This window comes from Klebsiella sp. GN_Kp190 (assembly GCF_040061795.1).
Lineage (GTDB): Bacteria > Pseudomonadota > Gammaproteobacteria > Enterobacterales > Enterobacteriaceae > Klebsiella > Klebsiella michiganensis.
Genome location: NZ_JBEAFN010000037.1, coordinates 60,736 through 73,674, shown reverse-complemented (window position 1 = coordinate 73,674; position 12,939 = coordinate 60,736). Strand labels below are relative to the sequence as shown.

Here is a 12,939-nt window from a genome sequence, read left to right as displayed (position 1 = left end):
CCCGCGGGCACCGGCTGCGTGTCGGGGCCGCATCCCCGCGGCCGCGCGCGCGCCATGATGGCGGCACCGACGCCGGGACAGCGCTCTTCAATGTGGGAGAAAAGCTGCCAGGTGTAGTCGCCTGAAGGGTCGCAGCCCGGCGTTGAGGTTGCCAGGCGTAAGTCCGGGTCGCTGAGCAGCGCCAGCCACTCCCGCGTCTCGGTTATTGCGCCGCGGCGGGCGGTCAGCATCAGCTGATTCCGGGCGAACAGATAGCACGCCCCGGCCAGCCCGGCCTGACGCAGCGCCTGCGGATGTTGGCTATTGGCCGAGGCGAACACCGAGCACGGCTCTCCGCCCTCAATGCGCTCGCGCAGCAGCCCTGCCGGACCAAAATGGACCTCGACCGGGATGCCGGTCTGTTGCTGAAAGCGCGCCAGCAGCGGAATGAAAGCGCTTTTCAGGCTTCCCGCCGCCAGCAGCGTTAGGGAGGGAGTCATAAGAACCATCGCTATATAGTCATAAATACAGCGCTATAATAACGCAGGTTCAGGTCATTTCAGTAGCGAATTTCCGCCAGTTCGCGCAGCTGTTCCGGCGTTGCCACCGGCAGGTTAAAGAAGCGCAGATAGGCCGGGATCATTTCAAACAGCATGTCGGTGCCGCGCTGAATGGGGCAGCCCGCCGCCTGCGCCGCCTGCAGTAGCGGAGTGAACTCCTGGGCCATAACCACTTCACCGACAAAGGTGCCCGGCGTCAGGCGCTGCGGGTCCAGCGGCAGCGGATCGCCCTCTTTCATCCCCAGCGGCGTGGCGTTAACCACCAGATCGTGCCCCTGCGGATCGCGCTGCATCAGCGTAATGTCCAGCCGAGGATAGTGCTCAAGCAGACGCCCGGCCAGCGCTTCCGCCGTCTGCGAACAGATATCGTACAGCGTCAGGGCGCTGACGCCCGCCGCCGCCAGCGATGCGGCAATGGCCGAGCCGACGCCGCCGCTGCCCACCACCAGCGCCCGCGCCCCTCGCGTCTGGAAACCTTTACGCGTGATACCGAGGACAAAGCCTTCGCCATCAAACATATCGCCGCTCAGCGTGCCGTCGGCTTCGGGACGGATCGCGTTACAGGCGCCCGCTATCGCCGCCGTTGGGCTAAGATGCTGCACCAGCCCGCAGGTGGCGATTTTGTGCGGCATGGTGACCAGCGCGCCAATAATATTGGTCATCTTAAACAGCATCGGCACAAAGGCGGCGTAATCCTCAGGCTTGACGCCCATCGGCACCACTTTGGCGTCAACCTGCTGATGAACCAACCACGGGTTGTAAATCATCGGCGCTTTAAACTTCGCGGTCGGATAGCCAAGATGCGCTATCAGCCGCGTATTTCCACTAATCACCATTCCCTGCTCCTTTAACAACGACTGCATCACGTTACTGCGAAAGTTCGATACGCTTGACATCGCCCAGGATAAAGACATAAGCCGCCACGCCCAGCAGCGCTGCGCCGCCGATATAAATCAGCGCGTAAAAGAAGTTGCCGGAGGCGGCAACAATGAAACCGATAATCAGCGGCGTCAGGATCCCGGCGAGGTTAGCGCAGAAGTTAAACAGGCCGCCGGTCAGACCGCCAAGGCCTTTCGGCGCGATGTCGGAGATCAACGTCCAGCCCAGCCCGACCATCCCCTGACCAAAAAAGGCGAACGACATCACCAGAATTACCGCCAGATCGCTGGTCAGCCAGTTGGCGGAGATAATGGTGCTCGCCATCAGCAGACCGGCAATGATCGGCAGCTTACGCCCGAGGTTCGCCGAGCCGGTGGCCTTCAGCAGCTTATCGGAGACCCAGCCGCCGAACATCACGCCGCCCGCCGCCGCCAGAAACGGCATGATGGCGAAGAAGCCGACCTTAATCCACGGCATATGGCGCTCGGTGGCCAGATAGGTTGGAAACCAGGTCAGGAAGAAGACCAGCACCGTATTACCGGCAAACTGCCCGATGCTGGCGCCGAGAATCTGCCGTTTCGCCAGCAGCTGGCGGATCAGCGGCCAGCTAAAGGCGGTATGCTGCTCTGCGCCGGTGGACATTCCGCCGCCGTTGACGATGTGCTCGCGCTCCAGCTGATTGAGGTGTTTATCCTCATGCGGCTCGCGATAGCAGCGCCACCACACCAGCGCGAACATCACGCCGGCGGCGCCGACGCTAATAAACAGCGCGCGCCAGCCAAAGCTGCCCATTATCCAGAACAGCAGCGGCGCAAAACAGGCCAGCCCGAGATATTCGCCGACGGTATAGACCGCCGTCGCCTTGGCGCGCTCCTGCTGCGGGAACCAGGCGCTCACCACCCGGCTGTTCACCGGGAAACAGGGGGCTTCGCTGACGCCGAGGCCAAAACGGCACAGCAGCAGGGTTTTCAGGCCGACCGCCAGGCCGTGGAACATGGTGAATAGCGACCACAGGGTCAGCGCCAGAAAATAGGTGACTTTATTACCGAAGCGGTCAAGAAAGATGCCGCCGGGGATCTGCGCCAGCGCGTAGGTCCAGGCAAAGGCGGAGAATACGATGCCCATCATCGCGGCATCAATACCCAGCTCTGCGGTCAGCTGCGGCGCGGCAATCCCCAGCACCGTGCGGTCGAGATAGTTGATCATGGTGCCGACCGCCAGCAGCGCAAGGATACCGATACGCCGCCGGGAAGGCCGCGCGCCGGACGCGGCGGCCGCCGTCGTGTGATTATGGCTATAAGAGTTCATAGTCGTTTCCTGTCATAGGGTACAGCCGGATGTTGTTATTGTGTTTGCGACGTTGGGTTGTGAACCATTTGCTACATTACTAGGTGTACTGCATTGCTGACAAGCGTACAGCTGCATTTACAGCACCATAAAGTGCGTAACCGTTGCGCCGCTCGGTCAGTTCAAAGAAAAAGCGTCCGGCAGAAAACGGGCGGGTATATAGGTGCAGGAATTCACCGCCGCTTCCGTCACGATCGTAAAGAATTTGATGATTCTTCAGCAGGTTGACCTGAACATCCTCGCCAAAACGGGCCAACAGATCTTCATAGTAGTTCGCCGGGATCGGCAGCGCGTTGACCGCAACCGGAGCCAGGCTCGCGAGCGTGGAGGGTAAATCGTGGCAGGCAAACGCCGCGTGCTGTAAACCTGCTCCCTGATAACAGGCTACCGAACGGGCAATTTGCGTGGCGCGGCTTTGCGAAATATTGAGCGCGAGACGAATGTCGCCCTGCGGACTGCGCACCGCCAGGCTGCGCACCAGCCCGTAAGGATCGGGCAGGGTCTGCTCATGTTCGAGCGTAAAGCCGAATACGGTGCGGAAAAAGATAATCCAGTTATCGCGGCTGTCCGCTTCCATGCCGAGTGCCAGGTGATCGATACCCCGATAATCGTCGCGCGGCGTGACTTCTTTGCGCAGATGAAAATCGCGGGTGTAGATATCGTCCCCCATCTCAATCAGATAAATAAGGCTGCCGTCCGGGGCGCAAACCGCCGGGATGGGGCTTTCGTTCGGCCCGGCATCGCCCTGCCAGGTGGCGTAGCCTAAGGCGCGGGCCCGTTCCACGATCGCCGCGCTCTGGCTGACGCGCAGCGCCATGGCGCAGAGGGAAACCCCGTGACGCTGGTGAAAATGATCGGCCCAGCTATGCGGCTGGGCGTTAACCACCACCCTCGCCCCGCCGTTGCGCCAGAGGGCGACGCGTTTTGAGCGATGCGTCCCCTCTTCGGCAAAGCCGAGCTGCGTCAGCCTGTGTCCGAGTTCGCCCGCCTGCGCCGGCGTGGCGGCAAACTCGATAAACTCCAGCCCGGCGTAGAGGGGCAGTTCAGCGGGGGAAAACAGCGGCGCCCGGCTTTCCGGCAGCCGCTGACGGACCTGCTCTTCCAGCCACAGCAGCGAGCGATAGCCATCTTTCGCCGTCGCGCCGTTTGGCGATGCGCGGAAGCTGTCGTTAAAGATCTCCAGCGACCAGGGGCCGCAGTAGCCGCGGCGGGTAAGATCGCAGGCAAACTCCACCAGCGGCAGTTGCCCCTGGCCGGGAAAACAGCGGAAGTGGCGGCTCCATTCGAGAATATCCATTTTCATCAGCGGCGCGTCGGCCATCTGTACAAAGGTGATTTTTTCCAGCGGCATATCCGCCAGCTGCGCCAGCGTATCGCCGCGCGCCAGCACGTGGAAACTGTCGAGCACGATGCCCAGCGCCGGGCTATCGACGCTTTTGACCCGCGCCCACGCCTGATGCCAGCGGTTGACGTGGGTGCCCCAGGCCAGCGCCTCGTAGCCAATCGTGATGCGTTCCCGCTCCGCCAGCGCAGCAAGGGCGCGTAAGTCGGCGACCTGCAGCTCGACGTCGGCGGAACAGTCCGGCTGAACGTTGCTGCACAGCAGCAGGGTGTCGCAGCCCAGCTCGTGCATAAGCGCAAATTTGCGCCTGGCGCGTTCCATGTTGGCGGCGAACTGGGCGCGGCTGGCGCCTTCAAAATCACGAAATGGTTGAAAAAGCGTGATTTTTAGCCCTAAATCTGCCGCCAGGTGGCGGATATCGGCCGGCGTACCGGTATAATAGAGCAGATCGTTTTCGAAGATCTCGACGCCCTGATAGCCCGCCGCTGCGATGGCATGGAGCTTTTCGGGTAAGGTACCGGAGATCGAGACGGTGGCGATGGAACGCAACATAGAGTCCTCGGGTCATTAGCTGACTTAGTGACCTGAATATGTATCATTTGGTTCAAATGCGCCATGATTGGTTGCAAAATTGTGATCAATATGTGTATTTTTTGCATCTCAAGAAAAGGAGCCGTTATGTCCGTCGTTGCTCATGATGAAGCGCAGTCTCTGAAAGAGCGGATCTTCGCCGCCGCCATTACCGTTTTCGCCGAGCATGGACTGTCGGGCGCGCGGATGGAGCAAATCGCCACCGAAGCGCAGACCACCAAACGCATGGTGGTCTACTACTTCAAGACCAAAGAGCTGCTTTATCAGGCCGTGCTGCAGCACGTCTACGCGAGGATCCGCGAAACCGAGCAGCAGCTCGGGCTGGAAAACGTACCGCCGGTAGAGGCGCTGGTGCAGCTGGTGAAGTGGAGCGTGCGCTATCACGCCACGCACGCTGACTATATGCGGGTGATCTGTATGGAAAACATGCAGCGCGGGAAATGGCTGAAAAGTTCAGGTCAGCTGAAACCGCTGAACCGCACCGCCCTGTCGATCCTGGAAGATATTCTTCAGCGCGGGCAGCAGCAAGGGGTGTTTCAGGCAGGGCTGGAAGCGCGCGATGTGCATCGATTGATCAGCAGCTTTAGCTTCTACCAGGTATCAAACTTTTATACGTTCAGCAGCCTCTACCTGGACGATCCGATGCCGGCTATTGATGATGAAGCGATGGTCGCCCACCACTGCGATATTGCCGTCAAGGCGGTTATTCGCTTTGTCATTTCCTGAAGCGCGCGGGAAGCGCCCGGCGGCGGCTAGTTTCCGGAAAGCGCATGGACCACCTTCTCCATCGCTTCCTGCGTCAGCGCGGAACGTTTGATTTTCGGGTTCGCCAGGGCGGTACGCACCACGCCGGCGATAACGATATGCTTTGGCTCCTGACCCAGGTCGCGCATCTCCAGCACGACTTTGCCCACTACGCGGCACATTTCCTGATACAGCGCCTCATCTTTGGCTGTGTTTCCCATTCTATTTCACTCTCAATTTTTCATTATCAATCAAATCATTATTGATATATTTCCTGAGTAAATCAAACCAGCTCCGCGTTTGCGCCTCAGAGACCGCTTTTCCCTGACAAACTTGTGAATAAACCCGCGTTTCCGCTCTCTTTATCTTGTCAGGTGATGAAAAAATGTGTTGCGCATAAGCGTAGGATTAGTTTGCATTTTGTTAAGTATATAACTATAGAAATGAAACATGGTTTTCATTTTCTTTTTTGGATTTGGCAACGTATAATGCCCAACAAATTCTTATTGAATGGTTTCAGCGCATTGGATTGCATGACTAAACGCATAACACGTTGCCTCTTTTCATGGGCTGAACCGCCAGCACACATTCTTCTGCACGCTCTTTTGTTGTCACCTATCCTTAGAGCGTGGCATAGCAACTTTCGTAATACAGGTTTAACTCTGCGGCAGTGCGCCCACGGAGTCAGATTCCCCATCCCTATCCTTCACAACTTAAAGATTAAACTGTCATGAAAAAGACCAAAATTGTTTGCACCATCGGTCCGAAAACCGAATCCGAAGAGATGTTGACCAAAATGCTGGACGCTGGCATGAACGTTATGCGTCTGAACTTCTCTCACGGTGATTACGCGGAACACGGTCAGCGCATCCAGAACCTGCGCAATGTGATGAGTAAAACCGGTAAGAAAGCGGCAATCCTTCTGGATACCAAAGGTCCGGAAATCCGTACCATTAAGCTGGAAGGCGGCAACGACGTTTCTCTGAAAGCGGGCCAGACCTTTACCTTCACCACCGACAAATCCGTTGTCGGTAATAACGAAATCGTTGCGGTGACCTATGAAGGTTTCACCAGCGACCTGAGCGTCGGCAACACCGTACTGGTTGACGATGGTCTGATCGGTATGGAAGTCACCGCTATCGAAGGCAACAAAGTTGTTTGTAAAGTACTGAACAACGGCGACCTTGGCGAGAACAAAGGCGTTAACCTGCCGGGCGTGTCTATCGCTCTGCCAGCGCTGGCCGAAAAAGACAAGCAGGACCTGATCTTCGGTTGCGAACAGGGCGTTGACTTTGTTGCGGCCTCCTTTATCCGTAAGCGTTCTGACGTCGTTGAAATCCGTGAACACCTGAAAGCCCACGGCGGCGAGAAGATCCAGATCATCTCCAAAATTGAAAACCAGGAAGGCCTGAACAACTTCGACGAGATCCTCGAAGCCTCTGACGGCATCATGGTTGCGCGTGGCGACCTGGGCGTTGAAATCCCGGTTGAAGAAGTGATCTTCGCGCAGAAGATGATGATCGAAAAATGTATCCGCGCGCGTAAAGTCGTTATCACCGCGACTCAGATGCTGGATTCTATGATCAAAAACCCGCGTCCGACCCGTGCGGAAGCAGGCGACGTGGCTAACGCCATCCTCGACGGCACCGACGCAGTTATGCTGTCCGGCGAATCCGCAAAAGGTAAATACCCGCTGGAAGCGGTCACCATCATGGCGACCATCTGCGAGCGTACCGACCGCGTGATGACCAGCCGTCTTGAATACAACAACGACAACCGTAAGCTGCGCATCACCGAAGCGGTTTGCCGCGGTGCGGTTGAAACGGCTGAAAAACTGGAAGCGCCGCTGATCGTTGTGGCAACCCAGGGCGGTAAATCCGCGCGCGCCGTACGTAAATACTTCCCGGATGCCACCATCCTGGCGCTGACCACCAATGAAACGACCGCGCGTCAGCTGGTGCTGAGCAAAGGCGTTGTGGCGCAGCTGGTTGAAGATATCTCTTCTACCGATGCCTTCTATATCCAGGGTAAAGAGCTGGCGCTGCAGAGCGGCCTGGCGCGTAAAGGCGACGTGGTTGTTATGGTCTCCGGCGCGTTAGTCCCGAGCGGAACCACCAATACCGCTTCCGTGCACGTGCTGTAATAATTTACAGGTTAATTAGTATTTCCTTTAAAAGCGCCTCTTCGGGGCGCTTTTTTTTATTCTGGCACTAGCCGCTATTAATAAAAATGCAAATCGGAATTTACTATTTAATGCGAGATTATCTAAGATGAATCCGATGGAAGCGCGCTGTTTTCACTCGCCTTTTTAAAGTTACGTGATGATTTCGATGCTTCTTTGAGCGAACGATCAAAAATAAGTGCATTCAGGTAAAAAAATATTCTCATCACAAAAAAGTTTGTGTAATACTTGTAACGCTACATGGAGATTAACTCAATCTAGAGGGTATTAATAATGAATCGTACTAAACTGGTACTGGGCGCGGTAATCCTGGGTTCTACTCTGCTGGCTGGTTGCTCCAGCAATGCTAAAATCGATCAGCTGTCTTCTGACGTTCAGACTCTGAACGCTAAAGTTGACCAGCTGAGCAACGACGTGAACGCAATGCGTTCCGACGTTCAGGCTGCTAAAGATGACGCAGCTCGCGCTAACCAGCGTCTGGACAACGCAGCTACTAAATACCGCAAGTAATAGTATCTGTGTAATAAAAATGGCGCACATTGTGCGCCATTTTTTTTGCCTTACCTTTCCCGCCTACTGCACCCTTTTCGCTTCATCTACCGGCGTATTATTCTGTACCGACAGGCTCGACGCGGTGCTTCCGCTAGCCGATACCACCACCGGATATCCTGCCCGCCGGGTCAGCGCGCGTTTAAGCTGCGCCTCATCAACCGCTTTATCCCCCGAGAATTGATGAAACTCCGCCGGAAGCGTATAGGCCATGGTCTGCGCATTGCTGGCCTCATCCGGCGTCAACGGGCGATGAACTTCAACATAGCGCTTACCGTCCGGCTCCACGGCGAACTTGACCGGCTGGTTGATAATCCGTACCGGCGTCCCGCTTTTCACCTGATTGAATAAAGACTGGATATCCGCCGCGTTCATGCGCATACAGCCGGAGCTGACGCGCAGACCCACGCTGTCCGGCGCGCTGGTGCCATGAATCAGATATTCACCGTTACCGTATGCCAGGCGGAGCGCATAGCGGCCTAGCGGGTTATTCGGCCCTGCGGGCACGACCGGCGGCAGTTTAATCCCCTTCTCCAGCGAACGGGCGCGGATGCCCGCCGTCGGCGTCCAGGAGGGGTTCGGGATTTTCTGCCCTATGCGGGTCGTCATCTCCGGCGTCTCCAGCCCCTGCTGACCAATCCCCAGGGGATAGACCTGCACCTGATTGACGCCCGGCGGGAAGTAGTACAGGCGCAGCTCGGCCAGGTTGACGACGATGCCCTCGCGCGGCACGTCCGGCAGCAGCATCTGCGAAGGTATCAGCACCTGAGTACCCGGTTTAGGCTGCACCGGCGCAATGGTATCGTTCGCTTCAAGGATCAGCATCGCCGCCGTATCAAAACGACGGGCAATCGCCTGCAGGTTGCGGTCACCCTCCTGTACCGTCCAGAACTGGTTCTCACCAATCAGACGACTGTTGGCAGGAGGAAGGGGATAATCAACGGCCCAAGCGGCGTGGGACGCGCTGAGGGCGCTCAGAAGGGCAATGGTGATAAGAGAAGCGCGTTTCATACTGAGATTCCTTCTTTCGCTGATAAAACGCCAGGCCTGTTATGCACGACGGGAGGCGAGCCTCCCGTCGTGCATAACAGAATGAAATCTACTGTTTTATTCTAGCTAAGATTTGCTGCTTTCGCGCGAATTGCGCGGATCATGGCTTCCAGTCCTTGCGACCGCGAGGGGGTAAGGTGCTGCGTCAGGGCCATTTTTTCAAACCACGGACGCACGTCAAACGCGGTGATATCTTTGGCCGTCATCTGGTCATAGAGGATAAACACCACCGCGATAAGGCCTTTGACGATGGCCGCATCGCTGTCGCCGCGAAGCGCAATCACGCCGCTCTGCTCCTGCGTCATCACGATCCACACCTGGCTCTGGCAGCCCTGAATGATGTTCTGCGCGGTGTGTTCCTCCGGGCTCAGCGGCGCCAGGCGCTGACCCAGTTCAATAATATAGAGATACTTCTCTTCCCAGTTCGCACAACGGCTAAAGTTGCGCAGCAGTTTGTCTCTGTCCGGTAACGCCGCCATAGTTGCTTCCTTTAGCTTAATAATTTGTGGATCCGCTGTAGCCCCGCTACCAGTCGGTCCACCTCCTCCGTCGTATTGTACATCGCCAGCGATGCCCGACACATGGCCGGCACGCCGTAGAACGCCATCAGCGGCATGGCGCAGTGGTGCCCGGTCCGCACCGCAATACCGTAGTTATCGAGGAAGCTGCCGACATCATAAGCATGATGTTTGCCGAGATTAAAGGCGATCGCTCCCAGGCGATCTTGCGGGCCGTAAAGGGTTAAATCCGCCACGTTCTCCAGCGCCTGCAGCGCGTAGCGCATCAGGGTCTGTTCATATTCCGCGATGTGCGTCAGCCCCAGCGCGCTGACGTAATCCAGCGCCGCGCCCAGCCCGATGATGCCGCCGGTATTCGGCGTTCCCGCCTCGAAGCGCCACGGCGCTTTTGCCCAGGTCGTGCCTTCCGTCAGGCTGACCGTGGCGATCATCGACCCGCCCCCTTCCCACGGCGCCATCTCCTGCAAAATGTCCTGCTTGACGTAGAGCACGCCGATGCCGGTGGGACCGTACAGCTTGTGGGCGGAGAAGGCGTAAAAGTCGCACTCCAGCGCCTGCACGTCCACCGGATGGTGCATCACCGCCTGCGCGCCGTCCACCAGCACTTTGGCGCCGTGCTGATGGGCCAACGCCGTCAGAGCGGCGATGGGATTTTCGGTTCCCAGCACGTTCGATACCTGGGTAATGGCCAGCAGGCGGGTGCGCTCGTCAAACAGGCCGGGGATCGCATCCAGCTGCAGCGTACCGTCCTGATTCAGCGGGATCACCCGCAGCTGCGCCCCCGCTCTGGCGCACAGCATCTGCCACGGCACGATATTGGCGTGATGCTCCATCGCGCTGACGATGATGTTGTCGCCCGCGCCGACGTTGGCGTTTCCCCAGCTGTTCGCCACGAGGTTAATGCCTTCCGTGGTGCCGCGAACAAACACCAGTTCCTCCGCCGAGCGGGCGTTGAGGAACGTCGCCGCCCGCTGGCGCACCTGCTCCATGCTCGCCGTGGCTTCCGCGCTGAGGGTATGAATGCCGCGATGCACCGCCGCATAGCCGTGGCGGTAAAATTCCGCCTCGGCGTTAATCACCGCTTCCGGCTTCTGCGCGCTGGCGGCGCTGTCGAGGTAGGCCAGCGGCTGGCCATTAACCTCGCGATTGAGAAGCGGGAAATCCGCGCGCACGCGTTCCACAGAAAATGTCATGCCTTACCTCCCGGCAAACGCTGGCCAATACGCGCCAGTATCTGCTGCCTGAGCGCCTCATCGTCGATCGCTTCCGTGAGCTCCGCGGCAAAGGCGTAAAGAATCATCTGCTGCGCCGCCTGCTGCGTAATGCCGCGCGAGCGCAGATAAAACAGCTGTTCGTCATCAATACGCCCGATGGTCGCGCCGTGGCTGCACTTCACGTCGTCAGCGTAAATCTCCAGCTGCGGTTTGGTATCCACTTCGGATAAGCGGCCCAGCAGCAGGTTGTTGTTGGTCATCTGGCCGTCGGTTTTGATCGCATGCTGCGCGACGTTAATCAGGCCATTAAACACCGCCCGCCCTTTATCGTTGACGATGGTTTTATGCAGCTGGCGGCTGTTACAGTACCCGACCTGATGATCGAGCCAGGTGCGACTGTCGCAGACTTCGCCGTTGACCGGCATCGCTAGCGAGTTAATCCGCAGGGTGCTGTTTTCCCCCTTCAACTGCGTGCTGGTGTGGTGGCGCAGCACCGAGCTACCGAGCAGAAAACTGCTGCTGAAAGCGGAGGCGTCGCGCCCGAGCGCCAGGTCGTTATGGGCAAAGTGGTAGCTTTGCGCGTTCTCAAACGCCAGCTTGATGTGCTGCAGGTGGGCGTTATCCGCCACGGTCATCGTCAGCCTTGCGCCGGTAAAGTGGCGCTCATCGTTAAGGCTCAGATAGTGTTCGATGATGGTCGCCTGCGCGCCGCTCTCCAGCGCCAGATGGTGGCGATAGTGGGCGGTGTTCATTTCATCGCTCGCCAGCCCGCGCGTCAGGTGCATAATCAGCAGCGGTTTATCCGGGCGCTGGTTGCGCCTGACCCGAATATGGGTAACGGTGGTCGCCAGGCTTTCGGTCAAATGCAGAAAGACTTCGGGCTGAACGGCGTCAGGCAGCTGCTGACGCTCGTTATCCACCTGCACTTCATAGCCGCTGGCGGCCAGATCGTCGCTCAGGCTCGCGCTAAACTGACCGTCGACAAACACCAGCCGCCATGCCTCTACCGTTAGCGCCAGTTCGTCGCGCCGGGCCGCCGTCAGCGTCTGCGGCTGAGCGGCGACAAAGGTCTGATTCAGTAGCGCGTCCAGCGGGGTATATTTCCAGTTTTCGTGTTTACGCGTTGGCAACCCCAGGCGCAGCAGCTGTTGCAGGTGCTGATGCGCCTGCGGGCTGCGCTGCCCGCTTTGGGACTCAAACAGATGGTGCCACTGCTGCAGCGCGTTACTGCTGTTCGGTAAGCCAGCCATAGCCCTGCTCCTCCAGTTGTTTGACCAGAGTAAAATCGCCGGATTTGACGATTCGCCCCTGGTACAGCACGTGGACGTAATCCGGCTTGATATAATCGAGAATGCGCTGATAGTGGGTGACGATAATAAAAGAGCGCTTGCCGTCGCGCAGGGAGTTGACGCCGTCAGAGACAATCTTCAGCGCGTCGATATCCAGCCCGGAATCGGACTCGTCCAGGATGCACAGCTCCGGTTCCAGCACCGCCATCTGCAGGATATCGTTGCGCTTTTTCTCGCCGCCGGAGAAGCCGACGTTAACCGAGCGGGTCAGCAGATCCTCCGGCATCTTCAGCAGCTTTATTTTGTCTTCCATCAGGTCCTGGAAGTCAAAACGGTCAAGCTGCTCCTGGCCACGATAGCTGCGCACGGCGTTGAGCGCGGTTTGCAGGAAAAACTGATTGCTGACGCCGGGAATTTCCACCGGATACTGGAAGGCCATGAAGATGCCTTCACCGGCGCGTTCTTCAGGGGAGAGTTCCAGTAAATCTTTGCCTTTAAACGCCACGCTGCCGCCGGTCACTTCATAGTCTTCACGCCCGGCCAGCGTAGCGGAGAGCGTACTTTTCCCGGAGCCGTTCGGGCCCATAATGGCGTGCACTTCGCCGGGGCGAACCTCCAGATCCAGCCCGCGCAGGATCGCTTTGTCTTCAACGGCGACCTGCAAATTTTTTATACTTAACATCTTATTTCCTTTG

General features: G+C 57.9%; 13 protein-coding genes. 3 read left to right on the top strand and 10 right to left on the bottom strand.

Annotated features, from left to right (window positions below):
* The 4 genes from ABLU67_RS22290 to ABLU67_RS22275 all read right to left on the bottom strand — a co-directional run.
* On the bottom strand, positions 1-479 hold a 479-nt coding region (locus tag ABLU67_RS22290; RefSeq protein WP_348852538.1), incomplete at its 3' end, for a substrate-binding domain-containing protein.
* A 59-nt stretch (positions 480-538) separates the two neighbouring features.
* Positions 539-1,375 carry a shikimate dehydrogenase gene (locus ABLU67_RS22285; RefSeq protein WP_077254493.1) on the bottom strand — a complete coding sequence of 279 codons (837 nt, stop codon included), beginning with the start codon at positions 1,373-1,375 and terminating at the stop codon, positions 539-541.
* Positions 1,376-1,406: 31 nt separating this feature from the next.
* Positions 1,407-2,726, bottom strand: coding sequence for an MFS transporter (locus tag ABLU67_RS22280; RefSeq protein ID WP_004851724.1), 1,320 nt, complete (start codon positions 2,724-2,726; stop codon positions 1,407-1,409).
* A 79-nt stretch (positions 2,727-2,805) separates the two neighbouring features.
* Positions 2,806-4,659 (bottom strand): TIM barrel protein, encoded by a 1,854-nt coding sequence (locus tag ABLU67_RS22275; RefSeq protein WP_348852537.1) that lies wholly within the window; start codon positions 4,657-4,659, stop codon positions 2,806-2,808.
* Between the two features lie 126 nt (positions 4,660-4,785).
* Here ABLU67_RS22275 and ABLU67_RS22270 point away from each other — a divergent pair, with 126 nt between their 5' ends.
* Positions 4,786-5,424, top strand: coding sequence for a TetR/AcrR family transcriptional regulator (locus ABLU67_RS22270; protein WP_014229708.1), 639 nt, complete (start codon positions 4,786-4,788; stop codon positions 5,422-5,424).
* 26 nt (positions 5,425-5,450) lie between these two features.
* On the opposite strand, the gene fumD is transcribed toward ABLU67_RS22270, so the two are convergent.
* A complete protein-coding gene (fumD, locus tag ABLU67_RS22265; protein WP_004851729.1) occupies positions 5,451-5,663 on the bottom strand; it encodes a fumarate hydratase FumD in 213 nt (70 codons plus the stop codon).
* A 509-nt stretch (positions 5,664-6,172) separates the two neighbouring features.
* On the opposite strand from fumD, the gene pykF reads away from it, so the two are divergent.
* Positions 6,173-7,585 carry a pyruvate kinase PykF gene (gene pykF, locus ABLU67_RS22260; protein ID WP_004119183.1) on the top strand — a complete coding sequence of 471 codons (1,413 nt, stop codon included), beginning with the start codon at positions 6,173-6,175 and terminating at the stop codon, positions 7,583-7,585.
* A gap of 312 nt (positions 7,586-7,897) precedes the next feature.
* The gene (lpp, locus tag ABLU67_RS22255; RefSeq protein WP_003029373.1) at positions 7,898-8,134 is read left to right on the top strand and encodes a murein lipoprotein Lpp; all 237 of its coding nucleotides are present in this window, start codon (positions 7,898-7,900) and stop codon (positions 8,132-8,134) included.
* A 63-nt stretch (positions 8,135-8,197) separates the two neighbouring features.
* On the opposite strand, the gene ABLU67_RS22250 is transcribed toward lpp, so the two are convergent.
* From ABLU67_RS22250 to sufC, 5 genes are all read right to left on the bottom strand, one after another.
* The gene (locus ABLU67_RS22250; protein WP_221691385.1) at positions 8,198-9,184 is read right to left on the bottom strand and encodes a L,D-transpeptidase family protein; all 987 of its coding nucleotides are present in this window, start codon (positions 9,182-9,184) and stop codon (positions 8,198-8,200) included.
* A 101-nt stretch (positions 9,185-9,285) separates the two neighbouring features.
* On the bottom strand, positions 9,286-9,702 hold the full coding sequence (gene sufE / locus ABLU67_RS22245; RefSeq protein ID WP_348852536.1) for a cysteine desulfuration protein SufE: 417 nt from the start codon (positions 9,700-9,702) through the stop codon (positions 9,286-9,288).
* A gap of 11 nt (positions 9,703-9,713) precedes the next feature.
* Positions 9,714-10,934: a cysteine desulfurase SufS gene (gene sufS / locus ABLU67_RS22240; protein ID WP_048262473.1), complete on the bottom strand. Its 1,221-nt coding sequence runs from the start codon at positions 10,932-10,934 to the stop codon at positions 9,714-9,716.
* On the bottom strand, positions 10,931-12,205 hold the full coding sequence (sufD, locus tag ABLU67_RS22235; RefSeq protein WP_025108211.1) for a Fe-S cluster assembly protein SufD: 1,275 nt from the start codon (positions 12,203-12,205) through the stop codon (positions 10,931-10,933). Before sufD ends, sufS begins: the two co-directional genes overlap by 4 nt.
* Entirely contained in the window at positions 12,180-12,926 is a 747-nt protein-coding gene (gene sufC / locus ABLU67_RS22230) for a Fe-S cluster assembly ATPase SufC (RefSeq protein ID WP_064379822.1), read from the bottom strand. The genes sufD and sufC overlap by 26 nt, the downstream gene beginning before the upstream one ends.
* Positions 12,927-12,939 lie beyond the last annotated feature (13 nt).